General features: G+C 65.6%; 15 protein-coding genes. 4 read left to right on the forward strand and 11 right to left on the reverse strand.

Annotation, left to right across the window (positions count from 1 at the left end; genetic code table 11):
• From U1R88_RS11840 to U1R88_RS11875, 8 genes are all read right to left on the reverse strand, one after another.
• Positions 1-1347 carry a hypothetical protein gene (locus U1R88_RS11840; protein WP_322431426.1) on the reverse strand — a complete coding sequence of 449 codons (1347 nt, stop codon included), beginning with the start codon at positions 1345-1347 and terminating at the stop codon, positions 1-3.
• On the reverse strand, positions 1344-2687 hold the full coding sequence (locus U1R88_RS11845; RefSeq protein WP_322431427.1) for a hypothetical protein: 1344 nt from the start codon (positions 2685-2687) through the stop codon (positions 1344-1346). The genes U1R88_RS11840 and U1R88_RS11845 overlap by 4 nt, the downstream gene beginning before the upstream one ends.
• A 15-nt stretch (positions 2688-2702) precedes the next feature.
• Entirely contained in the window at positions 2703-3821 is a 1119-nt protein-coding gene (locus U1R88_RS11850; protein WP_322431428.1) for a trypsin-like peptidase domain-containing protein, read from the reverse strand.
• Positions 3822-4164: 343 nt separating this feature from the next.
• Positions 4165-5190, reverse strand: coding sequence for an ABC transporter permease subunit (locus U1R88_RS11855; RefSeq protein ID WP_322431429.1), 1026 nt, complete (start codon positions 5188-5190; stop codon positions 4165-4167).
• A gap of 82 nt (positions 5191-5272) precedes the next feature.
• Positions 5273-6811: a sugar ABC transporter ATP-binding protein gene (locus U1R88_RS11860; protein ID WP_322431430.1), complete on the reverse strand. Its 1539-nt coding sequence runs from the start codon at positions 6809-6811 to the stop codon at positions 5273-5275.
• 21 nt (positions 6812-6832) lie between these two features.
• Positions 6833-8308: a mannitol dehydrogenase family protein gene (locus U1R88_RS11865; RefSeq protein WP_322431431.1), complete on the reverse strand. Its 1476-nt coding sequence runs from the start codon at positions 8306-8308 to the stop codon at positions 6833-6835.
• A 76-nt stretch (positions 8309-8384) separates the two neighbouring features.
• Positions 8385-9344 carry an ABC transporter substrate-binding protein gene (locus U1R88_RS11870; RefSeq protein WP_068292631.1) on the reverse strand — a complete coding sequence of 320 codons (960 nt, stop codon included), beginning with the start codon at positions 9342-9344 and terminating at the stop codon, positions 8385-8387.
• A 98-nt stretch (positions 9345-9442) separates the two neighbouring features.
• Entirely contained in the window at positions 9443-10537 is a 1095-nt protein-coding gene (locus U1R88_RS11875; RefSeq protein ID WP_322431432.1) for a LacI family DNA-binding transcriptional regulator, read from the reverse strand.
• 254 nt (positions 10538-10791) lie between these two features.
• On the opposite strand from U1R88_RS11875, the gene U1R88_RS11880 reads away from it, so the two are divergent.
• From U1R88_RS11880 to U1R88_RS11890, 3 genes are all read left to right on the forward strand, one after another.
• The gene (locus tag U1R88_RS11880) at positions 10792-12231 is read left to right on the forward strand and encodes a DUF1800 domain-containing protein (protein ID WP_322431433.1); all 1440 of its coding nucleotides are present in this window, start codon (positions 10792-10794) and stop codon (positions 12229-12231) included.
• Between the two features lie 2 nt (positions 12232-12233).
• Positions 12234-13466, forward strand: a complete 1233-nt coding sequence (locus U1R88_RS11885; protein ID WP_322431434.1) for a DUF1501 domain-containing protein — start codon at positions 12234-12236, stop codon at positions 13464-13466.
• A gap of 191 nt (positions 13467-13657) precedes the next feature.
• On the forward strand, positions 13658-14026 hold the full coding sequence (locus U1R88_RS11890; RefSeq protein WP_322431435.1) for a hypothetical protein: 369 nt from the start codon (positions 13658-13660) through the stop codon (positions 14024-14026).
• Between the two features lie 79 nt (positions 14027-14105).
• On the opposite strand, the gene U1R88_RS11895 is transcribed toward U1R88_RS11890, so the two are convergent.
• From U1R88_RS11895 to U1R88_RS11905, 3 genes are all read right to left on the reverse strand, one after another.
• On the reverse strand, positions 14106-14675 hold the full coding sequence (locus U1R88_RS11895) for a hypothetical protein (protein ID WP_322431436.1): 570 nt from the start codon (positions 14673-14675) through the stop codon (positions 14106-14108).
• Positions 14676-14777: 102 nt separating this feature from the next.
• Positions 14778-15338: a NifU family protein gene (locus U1R88_RS11900; RefSeq protein ID WP_068292648.1), complete on the reverse strand. Its 561-nt coding sequence runs from the start codon at positions 15336-15338 to the stop codon at positions 14778-14780.
• Between the two features lie 49 nt (positions 15339-15387).
• Positions 15388-16173 (reverse strand): alpha/beta hydrolase, encoded by a 786-nt coding sequence (locus U1R88_RS11905; RefSeq protein ID WP_322431437.1) that lies wholly within the window; start codon positions 16171-16173, stop codon positions 15388-15390.
• A gap of 195 nt (positions 16174-16368) precedes the next feature.
• On the opposite strand from U1R88_RS11905, the gene U1R88_RS11910 reads away from it, so the two are divergent.
• On the forward strand, positions 16369-17610 hold the full coding sequence (locus U1R88_RS11910) for a glycosyltransferase family 4 protein (protein WP_322431438.1): 1242 nt from the start codon (positions 16369-16371) through the stop codon (positions 17608-17610).
• The last annotated feature ends 162 nt before the right edge of the window (positions 17611-17772 follow it).

Below are 17772 nucleotides of genomic sequence, written 5' to 3' on the forward strand. Positions count from 1 at the left end.
TTATTGCAGCCTCTGCACCAGTTGCTGGTAGAATTTCTGCGAATCCCTGCCCATCGGAAGGTCGTTCTGGGCATCGGGGCCAACCAGGTCGGCGGTGACCACGCGAGCCCGGTCGCGCAGGGCCGACCAGTCCGGCAAGGCCCATTGGGCCTGCGTGATGGTCGAGAGGATGTAGAGCACATTGTAGCGCCCCGTCAGCGTCAGGCTCTGGACGGCGGGTCGGGCCAGCATGTTGACGAGGGCGCCGACCAGCATGCGCTGGTCGTCGGGCGAGACCGTCCCGTCGCGCAAGGCCCGCACGAGATTGTCCGTGGTCGCCCGCCGCACGTCGCCATCGGGACCATCGATCAGGTTGACGTTGGCGAGCAGTTGCTCCCCGGCCGTCAGCTGGGGCATGGGTGGCGGCTTGTAGGCGCGGGACTGGTCGATGGCCTGCGTCAGCACGGCATTCGAATCGCGCAGATACATGTGCTGGGTTGGATTCAATGTCGGTGATGGTGTCTGAGCCAGGGCGAGCTTGGCCTGGGCTTCCTCGAGCGCGCTTTTCAGCGCCAGGAGCTGATCGTTGAGGTCCTTGAGTTCGGCTGCATGCTGAAATCGCTCGGTCTGGAGCCGAACGTCGGCCGCTAGGAAACGCTGGGCCCGTTTGTCATTGTCCGCCGACAATTCCTCGGCCTGTCCGCGCAGGCGATCGGCTTCCTTGCGTGCATCGTTCTCCCGAAGGAAGGAGATGAGCGCGAGGATGGCAAAGGCGACGGACAGGACGAGCGTGACGATGAAGCCCATGCGAATATGGCGCGTCCGGCGTTCGGCCGCCGCGCTCGCGCTGACGAAGGCCTCGATCTCAGGGTCCTTGTCGCGATATCCGGCGGCTTCCACCAGGGCATTGCCGGTGAGCAGGTAGCCGGGCGCCCGGTTCGATCGGCGCCATTGATAGGCCAGGGCGCCGATGCGAATCTGGGAGCGGGCATCCTGCGCCGTCGCTTGTCGCTTCGGTTTCCTGGCCGGTGGTGTGCTTGCTGGCGAGGGCGGTTCTGGCGAGTCGAGATAGGGCGCGAGCGGCAGGTCGAGATCCGGCCTCGCGCCGTTCGTCGACCAGGTCAGCAGTTGCGTGCTCCAATAGTCGATGATGCCCTGGGCGGCCTCGCGGTCCTCCTCCTTTCCAAGCCGCGCGCCGGCTGCCGCGATACCATCCCGGAAATCGGCAATGCGATCGCGAAAGGCCTCGATTGCTTCCGGGCTATCGTCATTGCGCTGGCTGCTGGACCTGAGCAGTTCGAGATGTTCATGGCTGATATCCGCGAGGCTTGCGAAATCGTTCGGCGGATGAGCAGGCGTCTCGGTCATGGCACGGCCCCCAGAATGCTCCTCAGGCGGTCGCTGATCTGGAAGATGCTATCGAAATCCGCCTTCAGCCGGCTGTCGAGCGCAAAGAACTGAGCGCTGGCATTCTTCTGGAAACCCGAAAAGGACCGCTGCAGAGCCCGGATCGCCGGGGCGCTCTTGAGGTTGAACGCGGTATCGCGCTGCGCGATCTCGACATCCTGCAGGCAGGCGTCGATCTTGTCGCAATCTTCCGCGTCCACGGTCAGGTCCGCCCGCTCCAGGCCGAGCACGGCCAGGTTCAGCAGCATCGCCCTGGTCTCCGGCCACAGCGCAGCGATCTCGTCCACGATCAGGACACCGGGATCGTCCAGGCAACTGGCGAGGATCGAGAGGTTCTGCTCCACTTTCTGCAAGCGATTATGGGTCGCGATCCGGCTCATCAAGCTACGCTGCAGGGCCCCGAGGGCGACGATGGCCTCGTCGAGCGCAGCCAGGAGGCCAGTGTCGGCTGCGCCGATTTCGACCAGGGCGCTCGCCAGTTCTGGCAAAGGCAGCTTCGTTGCTGCGTCGAAAATGCCCTTGTTCAACTGCACCGACTGGCTGTCGCTGATCGCGGCGATCTGCCGGATGGCGATGAGCACCGGCCCCGGCCTGTCGGCCTCGAGCCCCTCCTGGCAGCGCTGCGAACTGCTTTCCAGGTCGTCGACCCAGGAAAGGTCGAGGCCGGCCAGGATCTCGTCCGCACCCGGCCTGGCGATCTGGGTGCGGATGGCGATGACGGCGGCGCGCACCTGCGAGATATAGACCTGCACCGTCTCGTAGCTGATCGGATTGTCCATGCTCGCCACGGCCTGCAACAGGATGCGGGTGTGGTTGATCTGGATGTGATGGAGGCTGTCGTGCAACCCCTTGTAGGCGGCCAGCAGGTTGATGCGCTGGCCGATTTCGGCAAGCCGCTGCTTCGATATGCCTGCCTTCTTCCGAACCTCGTCCTTGGCCAGGTAGGCGGCGAGGCTGTCGAGGCCGGAGACGACGGTGCCGACCTGCGAGGCCACGCTCGGCGGCGCGGTCAGGGCATCGGGGATCAGTTGCGTGACCAGGTCCCTGAATGCGGTATTGTCATTCTTGGCATGCAGGACGATGGCGACGAAATTCGTCAGGATCCCGCATTTTTGTGCCCAGTCGACGCAATCCCGGGCGACCTTGCGCCGGGGCTGTTCGGCAAAGCTTACCCCGGTGATGGCGACCGACGTGCCGTAGCAGATCTGCATGAGGTCGCCGAGTTCGCGAAAGGTGCACAGGTCTCCGATGGCATTGGAAATCGAGATGACGCTCTGAGGGGGGAGTGTGACGACGCCCATGCCGTTCTCCCTTCCTCAGGCCGGCGGGATGGCCGCGGCGAAGCCGGCCGCCTCGATATCCGCCCGGATCAGGCCCGCCGGGACGCCCTGGTTGAATTTCGGGTCGCTCCAGGCCGGATCGCCGAAATGATGGAGAGCAAGAAGCTGCCACTCCATGCTCAGGCAAGGTGAGCCCGAAGAGCCCGGATCGGTGTTGGTGGCATAACGCAGCCTCGGCCGGCCCGGCGGGGCGGGCGTGGGCAGGATCGCCTCGGTGTCGATCGCCAGTTTGACGGGGCCGCCATGGGGATGCTGGGCGATGATCAGGGGCGAGCCTTGGCTCAGGGCCTCGTCCCGCTTCGGCAGGGCGAGCCAGCCGCGCTTGGTGCCGGCGGTCCCGGCGAGCTGCAGCAGCGCAAAGTCGAGCTCGGTCGTCGTGGGTGGCGGCTCGTCCGGCGCCTCGGTCATTTCGGCGGGCGCATAGGGACGATGGTGCAGCAGCGGCGTGGCGGACAAGGCGACCGCCTCGCCCTCGTTGAAGGAACCGTCGGCCTTGCGGGCATAGTCGAAGCGGCAGGAAATGGCGGTCATGCCGTTCTGTCCGGCGGCGGCCTCGACGACATGCCAGTTCGTCAGCACGGCCTGCGGCCCGACCAGGAAACCGGTGCCGGCCGGGCTGCCGTCGATCTCGATGCGGCAGACCCGGCGCAGCGTCTCGTTCATTTCGGCGATCCACAAGGCAGGATCGAGCATTCGCAGATGCGGCTTGACGTTGCGCTGCAGGCCGGGGCCCAGGGTCTCGGCGCTGGGCTGCGTGCCGCGATGATCCTTGTCCAGCACCACCAGGTCATAGGGGTTGGTCAGGGTTTCGGCCGCCGCTTCCGGCGCCAGCCTGATGATGAGCTGGCGAATATCGTCGCGATGCGGGCGGTTGACGTAGATCGCCTTGAGGAAATTGCCGGTCTGGCCTTCCTCTTCGAGGCGAATGACCAGTTCGCGCAGCACCGAGACCAGCGGCTGCCTCACATCGGTCCAGTAAACCTCGAGCTGATCGCCGGTCGCCACATAGACGAAATTGCCGAGATCATCGAGATTGACGGTTGTCGAGAGGGCCTTGGCCAGTTCGGAGACTTGCACGCCTGTGAGCTTGTCCACCTTCGCCCCCCTCTTGCCGCCTGGCGCTTGCCGCTCGCTCGACTGTCCCGATGTCGGCTCCGGGCTGAGCGCCTGCTTGCTCGAGCTCCCTGTTTCGACGCGCCCGTGCGGTTCCAGCTGTCTCCGTCCAATCGCGAGACGCTTTAGCATAATCGCGTGAGAGCGCCGTGAATCCCGGCAGGGGCCGGACTTCAGCATGGGGCGGAGGACGTCGAGAGGACTCCATGGCGCCAGATGTGGATGCCGGTGTTCGGTGAAGCCGAGACGGCAAGCGCCACAATGAGAACCGCCTCCGTCACGCATGTAACGGAGGCGGGAAGGCTTGAGGCCCCGGCGGATCGGTTCAGGTGCGGGCGCTGCCGGAAGAACGCAGGCGGTCGAGGGCGACGGCGCCGATGATCACCAGGCCCTTGATGATGAATTGCCAGATGTCGGAAATGCCGATCAGGATCAGGCCGTTGGAAAGCACGGCGATGATCAGGGCACCGATGAGGGTACCCCAGATCGAGCCGATGCCGCCGACGAAGCTGGTGCCGCCGAGGATCACCGCCGCGATGGCGTCGAGCTCGTAGGACTGGCCGAGTTGCAGGCCGTTGGCGGCATAGAGCTTGGCGGCCGACATCGCTCCGCCGAGGCCCGCCAGTAGGCCGGAAATGCCGTAGACGATGAGCAGGATCGACCAGACCTTGATGCCGGACAGCCGCGAGGCCTCGGCATTGCCGCCGATGGCGTAGATGCGCAGCCCCAGCACGGTGCGGCGCAGGATCAACCAGGATACCACCACCGTGGCGAGCGCAATCACCATCAGCCAGGGCACGCCGAAGATCGTGCCATTGCCGATGAAGGCGAAGGGCAGGTCGGGATTGAAGATCGTCTTGTCCGCGCCGAACAGGCGGGCGAGGCCGCGTACCGCCGTCATCGAGCCGAGGGTGACGATGAAGGGTGGCAGGCGCATGAAGGCGATCAGCGCGCCATTGGCGAGGCCGAGCAGGCCGCCGGTTGCCAGGGCGGCCACCACCCCCATCATGCCCCAGCCCGGGATCAGCGAGACGATCAGGGCGATCATCGCCGAGGCTGCGAGCACTGAGCCGACCGAAAGATCGATGCCGCCGGTGAGGATGACGAAGGTCATGCCGGCGGCGAGCACGGTGTTGATCGAGGCCTGCTGGGCCACGATCGACAGATTGTTCCAGCTCATGAAGCGGCCGCTGGTCCAGGACAGGCCGCCGGATTCGACATAGCCCGACAGGAGCTGAAACAGGATGGCGATCAGCACGAGGGCGGGCAGCATGCCTAGGCCCCGCAGGGTGCCCGATAGGGCGAATTTGCGGCGGGCGGTATCTGCGGTGGAAGGGTTGGTGGATGTCATCGCACAGTCCTGCCTGTCTTGGGGGCTGTCTCGTCTTGCCGGTATGTCGTGGTGCGGGATCGTCGGGTGGAAGCCGGGTATCTCATGCGGCATCCTTCGCGGCTGAGGTCGCGATGGCCATGATGTTCTCCTGGCTGACCGCTTCGGCATTACCGCCGCCGCCGAGTTCCCCGGCGATGTGGCCTTCGCGCATCACGATGACGCGGTCGCAGATGCCGACGATTTCTGGCAGTTCGGACGAGATCACCGCCACGCCGACGCCCTCGCGAGCCAGCCGGTCGATCAGGCGGTAGATTTCCGATTTGGCGCCGATGTCGACGCCGCGTGTCGGCTCGTCCAGGATCAGCACGCGCGGCTTGGTCTCGAGCAGGCGCGAGAGCAGGACCTTCTGCTGGTTGCCGCCCGACAGGCCGCCGACCGGCGCGTCGGGCGAGGCGGTGCGGATGCCGGTGGCCTGGATCGCCTCGGCCGTGCGCCTGCGGCCCTTGGCGAGGTTGAGGAAGCCGCCGGCCAGGGCGTCGCGGGCGATCACGCCGAGATTGATGTTCTCGGCCACCGACATGTCCAGCATCAGTCCGAGCAGCTTGCGGTCCTCGGTGAGATAGGCAATGCCGGCCTCGATGGCGTCCTGGGGCGAACGGATGCTGACTTCCTTGCCATCGACCGTCACGGTGCCCGATATCCTCGCGTCGGCGCCGTAGATCAGGCGGGCCAGCTCGGTACGGCCGGCGCCGACCAGGCCGGCAATGCCGAGCACCTCGCCTTCGTGGATGTCGAAGGAGCAGGGCTGGATGCGCCTGCCATCGGCGATGTCGCGCACCGAGAAGATGATCCGGCCGCGGCTTTGGTGGGCGTCGTGCTCCTTCTTGTAGAAGGAGGAGAGGTCGCGTCCCACCATCATGCGCACCACCGCGGCGGGGGTGATCGCCTCGCGGTCCAGGGTTCCGACATAGGTGCCGTCGCGCAGCACCGAGACGCGGTCGGAGAGCTCGTAGACCTCCTTCATGCGGTGGCTGATATAGACGATGGCGAGCCCCTCCTGCTTGAGCTGGCGCACCAGGGCGAACAGCCGCTCGGTCTCACGCTCGGAGAGCGTCGTGGTGGGCTCGTCCATGATCAAGACGCGCGAGCGGGCGTGGACGGCGCGGGCGATCTCCACCAGCTGGCGTTCGGCGATGGAGAGTTCGGCGACCTTGTCGCGTGCGCTGAAGGTGGCACCGAGGCGCTGCAGCACGCTCTCGACGCCGGCTACCATGGCGCTACGGTCGATCAGGCCGGCCCGGCTCGGTTCGCGGCCGAGATAGATGTTCTCGGCCACGGTGAGATTGGGTGCGAGGGCAAGCTCTTGGTAGATGATGGCGATGCCCAATTGCTTGGCCGCCATGGGACCCGAGATCGCCACCTTCTGTCCATCGATCAGGATTTCCGAGCCTTCATCCGGCGTGTAGGCGCCGGAGAGGATCTTCATCAGGGTCGATTTGCCGGCGCCGTTCTCGCCCATCAGGGCATGGATCTCGCCAAGCTTGACATCGAGCGATACGTTCTTCAGGGCCTGGACCCGGCCGAACGTCTTGGAAACATTGCGCATTTCCAGGAAGGGATGCGTCTGGCCTGGGTTCATCCTGCCCCCGTTCTCATGCCGTTATCTCAGCAGTTGCGCCAATGTTGCAGCTGTTCCCTGGCTTGCCAATGATTTTGACTGGATTTGGTAAGCGGCGACGAAGGCAGGGCTCTCGCGAAGGCCGAGGCCGGCAAAGGCCTCGATGTCGAGCACGGCCAGGGGATCGCCGCTTTTCAGTCGCTGCCAATCGGCTTCGCCGATGCGCGGCTCGAAGATGTCGAAGGCAACACCCTGATCATCCACGCCGCCGAGATAGCGGGCAAAGCAGGCAAGCAGGAAGGCTTCGCGCGCCAGGTCCGAGCCACCGGCGATCAACTGGCCGATGGTCTTGCCGTGGAAGACCACGATCTTGGAGGCACCGTCGCCGGCCACCCGGAGAAGCTGGTCCTTGATCGCGGGATTGGCGAAGCGCTCGATCACCGTGTCGGTGAAAGCTTTCGTCGAATAGCCCGCTGGCGGTTCGACCAGGCGGCGAACATCGCGCTCCCAGAAGGCGTGGAGCAGACGGGGAACGTCGGGATAGCGCATGCCTTCGTCGACCAGCCGCCCCCCCATCAGCAGGGATGGATAGCACATCAGCATGTGGGCGGCGTTGGAGAGCCTGCCCTTCACCGCGACATAGGCCGGCACTTCGCTGCTGAACACCACGCCGGCCCGTTCGAGCTCGGGGCGGCCGGCGCAGAAGCGATCCTCCACCACCCAGCTCGTATAGGGTTCACAGGTGGCGGCGACGAGATCCTCGACACCGATGCCGGCGGTGATGCGCCGGCGTTCGTCCTCCGGCACCTGCGGCGCGATGCGGTCGACCATCGAGTTGGGGAAGGCGCCGTTCGCCTCGATCCAGTCGGCGAGGCCGGGGTCGAGGGCGCGGGCAAAGCCGATCACTGCAAGGCGCGAGGTGTCGCCGTTGCGGGGGAGATTGTCGCAGGACATCACGGTGAAGGGCGGCAGGCCGGCCTCGCGACGGCGCGCCAGCGCAGCCGCGATGTAGCCGAACACCGTCCGGGGCGGGCCGCCCTTGAGATCGTGGCGGACGTCGGGGTGATCGAGACGAAAAGTGCCGGTGGTCTCGTCGATGTTGTAGCCGCCTTCGGTGATGGTGAGCGAGACGATGCGGGTAGCGGGATCGGCGAGACGGGCCAGCACGGCTTCCGGATCCGCCGGGGCATGCAGATAGTCGATCATCGCACCGACGATCTGCGTTTCCGTCGGAGCCGGGGAGGTGAGCTGCGTCACGGTGTAGAGATTGTCCTGCCGGCGATAGGCATCGGCCTTGGCCCGTGCGGCGGGGCCGTCGGTCAGCCCCACGCCGCAGATCGCCCAATCCTCATGCCCAGGATGATGCAGGCAGGCCTCGATGGCGATGGCCTGGTGCACGCGGTGAAAATTGCCGACCCCGAAATGCACGATCCCGGCCCGCAGCCGGCTGCGATCATAAGTCGGCCGGGTGACGGTCGGGCCGAACGAGGCAAGCGTCGATGTGTCGAGCGGAGGCATTTGCGTGCGCTTTCAGGCGTTGAAAAGGCCTCCCCCCGGGGGACGGGGGGAGGCTATGTTATGTCAGGTGGCGACGTCAGTCGTCGTGCTTGGCATTCCATCCCTTGTAGTCACCGACATTCTCGCGGGTGACCAGGGCGGAGGGAATCAGGATGACGGGTTTCTCGGGCTTCTTGCCGTTGACCAGGTCCATCGCGGTCTGGGCCGAGACCTTGGGAATGGCGTAGAAATCCTGGCTGGCGGAGGCCTTGATCATGTCCAGCGCCGGATCCTTCAAGGCGGCCTCGATGTCGGGAGAGCCGTCGACCGAGGTGATGAAGAACTCGCTGCGGCCCGCCTGCTTGGCGGCGAGCGCCGTGCCGATGGCCTGCGGATCGTTGATGGTGAAGATCGCGTCGATCTTGGGGAAGCGGGTCAGGTAGCCCTGCGCCACGGCCATGCCGCCGTCGCGCGATCCCTTGCCGTCCTGGTCGTCCGACAGGATCTTGATGTCGGGATATTTGGCCAGGACCTGCTTGCAGCCCACCACGCGGTCGATCACCGAGGAGACCTGCGGCCCGTTCTGGATGACGACATTGCCGGCGCCCTTGAGCTTATCGGCGATATACTGGCAGGAAACGCTGCCGGCCATGATGTTGTCGGTCATCACGATGGCATCCGCGCCCTCGGCACCGGTGTCGAAGGCGATGACCGGGATGCCGGCCGCCTGGGCCTTCTTGATGGCGGGCGTGATCGCCTTGGGGTCACCGGGGTTGAGCAGGATGAAATCGGCGCCGGCCGCGATGAAATTGTCGATCTGGTTGACCTGCTTGCCGAGGTCGTAGTCGTAGCCGACGGTGGTCACCTGCGCCTGGGGATAGGCCTTCTTGATGATCCGGGTCGCGGTGTTGGCGATGATCACGAAGCCGGGATTGCCGAGCGATCCCACCGATATGCCGACCGTCTTGACCTCCTTGGCCAGGGCAGGGGCCGATATGCCCGTGACCAGGGCCGCACCGGCCATGGCGATGCCGGCGAGGCATTTCAAAGCCTTCATGATTTCCTCCTCATGAATGAGATCGATCTCATTTTATTATAAAAACTTACAAAAAGATTGATGCACGAGAAGGTAGGCCTGTCAACGCTGGTCCGCGATCAAGGCGCGAGATCGAAGACCGATTCCCGGTCGATCAGGATGGTCGGCATCTCGACATCCCGGCCGGCTTCGCCGCCCTGAATCTGCCGAACCAGCAAATTGACGGCTGCGCGCCCCATTTCATGGATCGGACGCTGCACCACCGAGATCGCCGGCGTGAGGGCGCCCGACCACGGCGATTCGTCGAAACTGATGAGGGCGACATCCCGCCCCACCGCCAGGTTCAAGGCGCGGCAGGCGGCCAGCACCCCGATGGCGATTTCCTCGCATGTCGCCAAGATCGCGGTGGGCCGTGGATCGGCACTGAGAATCGACGTCGCAGCGTCGATGATCATCTGGGGATTGTTCGGCGTGTAGCGCAGCCAGTCCTTCGGCAGGTCGAGGCCGGCGGCCGCCAGGGCTTCGCGCGCACCGAGGACGCGATCGCGCGCGCTCGAGACGGCGCCCCGCGGCTCGCTTTGCCGATGCGAGGTGGCAGCCGCAGTCAAAACGACGAGGCCGATGCGGGTGTGTCTGCGGGCGATGAACAATTCCACGGCCTCGCGGGCGCCACCGCGGTCATCCGTGGTCACGGCGCTGACCGGAATGTCCGCGATGCGGCGGTCGAGCAGCACCATGCGTCCCTCGCCTGCGCCCGCCTTCTGCAGATGCTCGTTGTGGTCGGGCGAGGACGGTACCACGATCATGCCGGCGACGCGCTTCTCCATCAGGGTCTGCACGGCCTCGATCTCGGTCTTGAGATCGTCGTCCGTGTTCACGATCAGGGTCTGATATCCCAGGGAGGCGCAGGTATCGATGATCGCCCGGGCCGCGCTGGCGAAGAAGGAATTGCTGATGTCCGCGAGCACCACCCCGATGACCTGGGTGCGGCCCGCCCGCATGGCCCTGGCCGCCTCGTTGAGCCGGTAGTTCAACGTCCGGGCCGCCGCCGCGACGCGCTCGCGCGTCTCCTCGGTGACCAGGCCATAGCCGCCGAGAGCACGCGCCGCGGTCGCGCGGGAAACCTTGGCAAGACGGGCGACGTCCAGGAGGCGGGCAGGACGGGAAGGACCGGCTGGCGGGCTTTCCTCGTCGGCTTTCTTGTTTTGGGTCATGCCTCTACTTGGTGCAGGAGGCTTTCTTTGGCCAAATTGGAAAAGTATTTGCAGTCGCGGGAAGCCTGCCTACTCCCTTTACGGTAGAAAGGCAAACCATTCGCGTCTGCTGGAGGACGATCCCGCCCGGTCAAGATCAGGCCGCCGGCTGTTCAGCAAAGTTTGGAAATAGTCGGCCTTTTTAAAGTCATCGGTTCGCCGCGATGGCAGCGGACACCTCGCCGATACTGCCGCCGCCCTGAATGGGGGAGGCGATGGTGACGAAGCAGGACCTTGACCCTGCGCGGGTTGTTTTCAATCGTTTCGGCCTGGGACCTCGCCCCGGCGACCTGGCGAGGCTGGGCGGCGATCCGCGTGCTGCCCTGCGGGCGGAACTCGCCAGGCCCGATATCGCCCTGATCCCGGCTGCAGCCGATGCGAACCTCCTGCCGGGCAGCGCCGCGGCCATCCAGGCTGTCATGAACGAGAACCTGCAGCGTAAGATGGAGCGGATGGCAGTGCCCGCGGCCACCGTTCAGATGGGCCCGGAGGGCAATCTCGCCGCTCCCGTTCCGCAGGGGCCGATGAAGCCGGAGCAGCCCGTCGAGGCCCGGCTGCTGAAGGCGGAGGCGCAGGCACGCATTGCCAAGGCGATTGGGGCGGAAATCGGCTTCGTCGAACGCTTCGTCGCCTTCTGGTCCAACCATTTCTGCATCTCTGTCGCCAAGGACAACATCGTGCGGGCGGCTGCGGGCGCCTTCGAGCGCGAGGCGATCCGTCCTTTCGTGCTGGGCCGCTTTGCGGATATGCTAGTGGCCGTCGAGCATCATCCGGCGATGCTCTATTACCTGGACAACCAGCAATCCATCGGCCCGGACTCGCGGGCGGGACGCAACCGCAACCGCGGCCTGAACGAGAATCTCGCCCGCGAGATCCTCGAACTTCATACGCTCGGTGTCGGCAGCGGCTACAGCCAGGCCGACGTGACCGCCTTCGCGCGCATCCTCACCGGCTGGATGGTGGCGGGGCGGGAAGGGCGGCTCGGCGAGCCTGGCAGCTTCGTCTTCAATGCCAGCACGCATGAGCCGGGCGACCAGGTCTTCCTCGGCAAGACCTATCCGGCTGGCGGCATGGGCCAGGCCGAGGCCGTGCTCAACGATCTCGCTCGCCATCCCGCCACGGCCCGGCATATCGCCACGAAGATCGCGCGCCATTTCATCGCGGACGATCCACCGGCCCCGATGGTCGCGCGCCTGGCGGAGATTTTCATCAAGACGGACGGCGATCTTCGCACCCTTGCCATGGCGCTGGTCAACGCGCCGGAAGCCTGGTCGCAGCCCCTGGCGAAGATGCGCTCGCCTCTCGATTTCGTTCTCGCCTTGCGGCGCGGTATCGGCCCTGGCCCGGATGCTGATCCCGGCCAGACCCTCAATTGGCTGGCGGCGCTGGGCGCTCCCCTGTGGCAGCCGCCCGGCCCGAACGGCTTTTCCGATCTCGTCGATGCACAGGCGTCCCCGGCGGGCATGGCGATGCGCCTCGACATCGCCTGGCAGGCGGCGCGCCAGGCCAGGAGTCTTGCCGAGCCCGCCGATCTCCTGGATGCCCTCATCGGCCCCTCGGCATCGGCCGAGACGCGCCAGGCCGTCAGCCGCGCCGAATCGCGCCAGCAGGCGGTGGCATTGCTGTTGATGGCCCCCGAATTCCAGAGGAGATAGCCATGCATCCATTGTGCGAGCGTCCGCATCCCTCCCGTCGCGCTGTCCTGCTGGCCGGTGGCGCCCTCTTCGGCTGGGCCTATCTGCCGCGTTTTGCCCGAGCGGCGGGCACGAGGGATCCGCGCCTGGTCGTGCTCGTTCTGCGCGGAGCGCTGGACGGGCTCTCGACCGTGGCGCCGGTCGGTGATCCCGATTATCGCGGATTGCATGGCGATATCGCCCTGGCGCTCGATGGACCACATCCAGCCCTGCCCCTGGACGGGTTCTTCGCTCTCCATCCGGCCCTGCCGACCTTTGCCCGGCTGTTCCAGGCCCGGCAGGCGCTGGTGGTACACGCTGCTGCCACCGGCTATCGCGAGCGCTCCCATTTCGACGGGCAGGACGTGCTGGAGAGTGGCTTTCCGGGGGCAGGCCATACCGCGACGGGTTGGCTCAACCGCGCTCTCGCCAGCCTTCCTGCCGGCGACCGTGTCGCGCCGCAGGGCGGTCTCGCCGTCGGGCCTTCGACGCCCCTGGTGATGCGGGGCGCCGCACCGGTGCTCGGCTGGGCTCCGCAAGTGCTGCCGGATGCGGGCGATGATCTCGCGGCGCGCCTTCTCGATCTCTACGACCACCGTGATCCGATCCTCGCCTCCGCCTTGCGCAGGGGGCTCGAGGCTGAACGCATGGCGGCCGGGGATGGCATGGGCATGACCAAACGCAAGGGCGGGCTCGACAGCGCCGCCGGCATGCGCCAGGCGGCCGAGGGGGCTGCCCGCCTGATCGCGGCCGATGACGGTCCGCGCGTGGCGGCGCTCGCCTTCGATGGCTGGGATACCCATGTCAACGAAGGTGGAGCAACGGGCCGGCTCGCGACCCTGCTCGGCGGCCTCGATGGCGCTTTTGCAGCGTTCGAAAGCGGCCTGGGCCAGCATTGGCAGGATACGGTCGTGGTCGCCGTCACCGAATTCGGCCGCACCGCGCGCATCAACGGCACCGAAGGAACCGATCACGGCACCGGGACGATCATGCTCCTGGCGGGTGGTGCACTCAAGGGAGGGCGCGTCGTCGCCGACTGGCCGGGCTTGAAGATCGCCCAGCTTCACGAAGGCCGCGATCTCAAGCCGACCACGGATGTGCGCAGTGTGCTGAAGGGATTGCTCGCCGACCAGTTCGGCCTCTCGCCGATGGTGTTGGGATCGGCTGTCTTCCCGGATTCGCTGTCGGTTCAACCGCTGGCTGGGCTTGTTGCCTGAAGCGTCGGGGTCGTAATCAAATCAGTCAATCTGTTCAGGATTGTGGCTTAAATCTGTCTATTCGTCACAATAATTACTGATTTATTAGGAATAGATATTCAAAATAAACCATTGTTGTTCATCGAGCCTTAAGATGGATCGCGATATTTTACTGACAATGCTGGGGTAATCAAATCGGAGTTCCTGTTACAATGACGATGAAGATCTGCCTTTCAGCCGCAATGCTTTGCGTGACGACGGCATTGGCGGCCACGCCGGCCTCTGCAGGCGACGGCCGCACCGGCGCTTTTGTCGGCGGCGCAGCGCTTGGGGCGGTCGGCGGCGTCCTGCTCGGCCAGGCGCTGGCCGATCGTCCCGCCCCGCCGCCGCGGCCTGCACCGGTGTATGAGCCGGCCCCGGTCGCCTATGATCCCTATGTCGACCGCCTCGATCGTCTGCATGCAGGCTGCGACAGGGGCGACCGCCGGGCCTGCGTCCAGTTCGGCGAAATGATCGGCGCCCATCGCGAGCGCGTGTCGGAATGGCGCCGGACCCATCCAGACTTCTTCGAGTGGGAATAAGGCATTTTGCATCCCGGGAAACGGGCGTTTCGGAAACGCCCGTTTCCCAATTATCCATCCGATGCGAGCTGAAGAAAGTTCAGCCGGTCGGCCTCATCGTGATCATGCAGGCAATGCCGGGGCTCACCACGAAGCGCTGGTTGAGACAGCGGATGGTGGCGAAGCCCTCGGTAACGACCCGGGCCCTGCCGATATCGCCATCGGAATCGCCGCGCATCACGCCGAGATCGAGCGTGTCCTGCTCGATGTCGTAATCACTCTTCTCCGGCTCGATCGTGTGAAGCAGGCTTTCAAGGTGGGCGGTGAAGTTGATCAGGTCCGCCGGGCTAGCCCGGTCGCCCACCAGGCCGATCGAATCGATCGCATTGCCGGCGAGGACGATGGTCATCGAGGTGGGTGAACGGGACGTGCCGATCGAGCCGGTGACATCGCCCCTCGGCGTGATCGTCGTCAGATATTCGGCGTCGTCGAACGTGCAGGCATAGGACTCATCGTCCTTCCCTCGGCAGGCCCGGATCGGATCCAGCCCGTCCCGGACGAGGCGCGCATCGAACATGTCAATCAGGCGTCGTTCCGTCAGCGGTGCGGATTGGGCCTGGACTGCGCCGAACAGGGCGCTCGTAAAGAATATGGATAGCAGCAGGCGCATGGCCGTAGCGAACTCCGGCCCCCCGAGGGGATTAAGCACCTGCTGCCTTAAACATTGATGAAAGCGGCCGGTCGATGCCACTCGTCACAGGACCCCGCCGCCTCAGGCCGCGCGGACTTCCTGCACTTCGGGCACGAAATGGCGCAGCAGGTTCTGGATGCCGTTGCGCAGCGTGGCCGTGGAGGAGGGGCAGCCCGAGCAGGCGCCCTTCATGGCGAGATAGACTACGCCTTCGCGATAGCCGCGGAAGGTGATGTCGCCGCCATCGGCCGCCACGGCCGGGCGCACGCGGGTCTCGAGCAGGTCCTTGATGGTCTCGACCGTATCCTCGTCCGCCTCGTCGAAGAACTCCTCGCCTTCCTCCAGCGGCGCGACATCCGCATTGAGGATCGGCACGCCGGAGAGGTAATGCTCCATGATCGCGCCGAGCACGGCCGGCTTGAGGTGCTGCCACTCCACACCCGAGCGGGTGATGGTGATGAAGTCCGAGCCGAAGAACACGCCGGCGACGCCCTCGATGGAAAAGAGCTTCTGCGCCAGCGGCGATTGCACGCCCTCGGCGGCATTCGTCATGTGCAGCGTGGTGCCTTCGGGCAGCACTTCGCGGCCGGGCAGGAATTTGAGGGTCGAGGGATTCGGCGTCGCCTCGGTCTGAATGAACATCTTTCTCTCCGCTCCAGCAACCGGGTCAAGGCCGGTCAGGACCTCTCAATTATAGAAGGAGCTGCGATTTGGGCGCAATGCCCTCCACCGCTTCGACCAGCTTGTCGAGATCCTGCGGGCGCGACAGGCGATGGTCGCCATCCTTGATCAGCGTCACCGTCACGTCGTCCTCGGCCAGACTCTCGACCAGTGCCATGGCATGCTGCCAGGGCACGTCCGGATCCTCCATCCCCTGCAATATATGGACGGGGCAGCCGGTTTTCACCATGTCGCCGAGAAGAAGATGATTGCGGCCTTCCTCGATCAGCGCGCGGGTGATCGGATAGGGCTCGGGCGAATAGTCGGAGGGGCGCAGCCAGGCGCCCTTGTCCATGATCTCGCGCTTCACCGCATCGGGGAACTGGTTCCACATCAGCCGCTCGGTGAAATCGGCGGCGGGGGCGATCAGCACCATGCCGGCCGGTGCCAGCGGTGTGCCGGCCAGCGCCCGCGCAGCCAGCAGGGCGATCCAGCCTCCCATCGAGGAGCCGACCAGGATCGGCGGCGTCTGCACGCCTTCGCGGATCACGGCCAGGGCATCCTCGAGCCAGGAGCCGATGGTGCCCTCCTCGAAGCGGCCACCTGATTCGCCATGGCCGGAATAATCGAATCGCGTCACCGCCCGATGGTGACGTGCGCCCCACTCGGCCAGAAAACTGGCCTTGGTCGCCTGCATGTCGGAGCGGAAGCCGCCGAGCCATACCACATCCGGGCCGCGTCCGGGCTGGTGACGCCAGGCAATCGTGCGGCTGGACGGGCCTTCGCCGACACTGATCATGGCGGGGTTGCTGGTCATCCGGTCACTTCCTCTTGCTGGTGCGGCGGCGCGTTCTGGGGGGACGCCCGAAAAAATATGCAGGGCCGGCCCGAAAATCCTGCGCTGCATCACCTTTCATTTAGAACATGGGGCGCTCTATAGAGGGTGTCATGGACCAACGTCCATTGGCCACCCTCATCATCACGCCGAACCAAGCCGGAAAAATCTGCACCCATGTCCGATTTCTCGTCCAAAGCTCGCCCGGTCGGCCGACGGCCGAAGGAGGAACGCTTTGCCGGTATCACCGTGCTGCAGATCATTCCGGCTCTGGATGCCGGTGGTGCCGAGCGCACCACCATCGACATCGCCGATGCGCTGACGCGGGCGGGTGCTCGGGCCTTGGTCGCCACCGAAGGCGGTCGGCTGGTCGGCGAGCTGCAGGCCCGTGGCGGCCTTTGGATCCCGTTCAACGCCTCGACCAAGAATCCGCTGCGCATCTGGGGCAATGCCCGCCGGCTGGAACGCCTGGTCCGCGAGGAGAAGGTCGATCTCATCCATGCCCGCTCGCGCGCGCCGGCCTGGTCGGCCCGCCTCGCCACCAAGAAGCTCAACCTGCCCTTCGTCACCACCTATCATGGTGCCTATTCGGCGAGTTCCGAATGGAAGAAGCGCTACAACGGCGTGATGGCGCAGGCCGATGTCGTCATCGCCAATTCGAATTTCACCGCCGCCACCATCAAGGAAAACTGGCCGGAGGCGGCGGAGCGCCTGCGCGTCATCCATCGCGGTACCGACCTGACGGCCTTCACGCCCTCGGCCGTGTCTTTCGAGCGCGTGGAGACGTTGCGCCGGGCCTGGAACGTGGCGCCGCATCAGCGCATCGTGCTGCTGCCCGGCCGTCTCACCGGCTGGAAAGGCCAGCGCGTGCTGATCGACGCCGCCGCCCTCCTCAAGCAGAAGGGCATCGAGGATACCGTCTTCGTCCTGGCGGGCGATGCCCAGGGCCGGGATGGCTATGTCGCCGAGCTCGAGACGCGCATCGCCGAGCGCGGCCTCAAGGGGCTGGTGCTGCGCGTCGGTCATTGCTCGGACATGCCGGCCGCCTATCTCTCCGCGGCAGCGGTCGCCATTCCGTCCACCAGCCCGGAAGCTTTCGGACGCACGGCGGTGGAAGCGCAGGCCATGGGCTGCCCGGTGGTGGTGGCCGACCATGGCGCCACCTCCGAAACCGTGCTGGCTCCGCCGGAGATCGTCGGCAATCTGCGTACGGGCTGGCGCACGCCCGTGGGCGATGCCGAAGCCCTGGCCGAGGCCCTGCACGAGGCGCTGACCCTGGGCGCTTCGGCCCGCGATGGCCTTGCGGCGCGGGCCCGCGCGCATGTCGAGGCACATTTCTCGCTGGACGTGATGTGCAATGCCACGCTCGATGTCTATGCCGACCTTCTGATGAAGAGCCGCAAGCTCAAAGACGAGTGAGCCAAAAGCCGCGAATTGTTCGCCGCATGGCGAGCCCGTGACAGTCTATCGGGCTGATTTGTGATCTAAATTTCGCGCATCGGGCATGAAAGCGTTGACTTCCGGGCGCTTCGGCAACATCTTCCCGCATCCGGGCGCGGGCTTCGACGCGAAGCCGCCGGC

It is taken from the genome of Labrys sedimenti, from assembly GCF_034424805.1.
In the GTDB taxonomy this organism is placed as follows: domain Bacteria; phylum Pseudomonadota; class Alphaproteobacteria; order Rhizobiales; family Labraceae; genus Labrys; species Labrys sedimenti.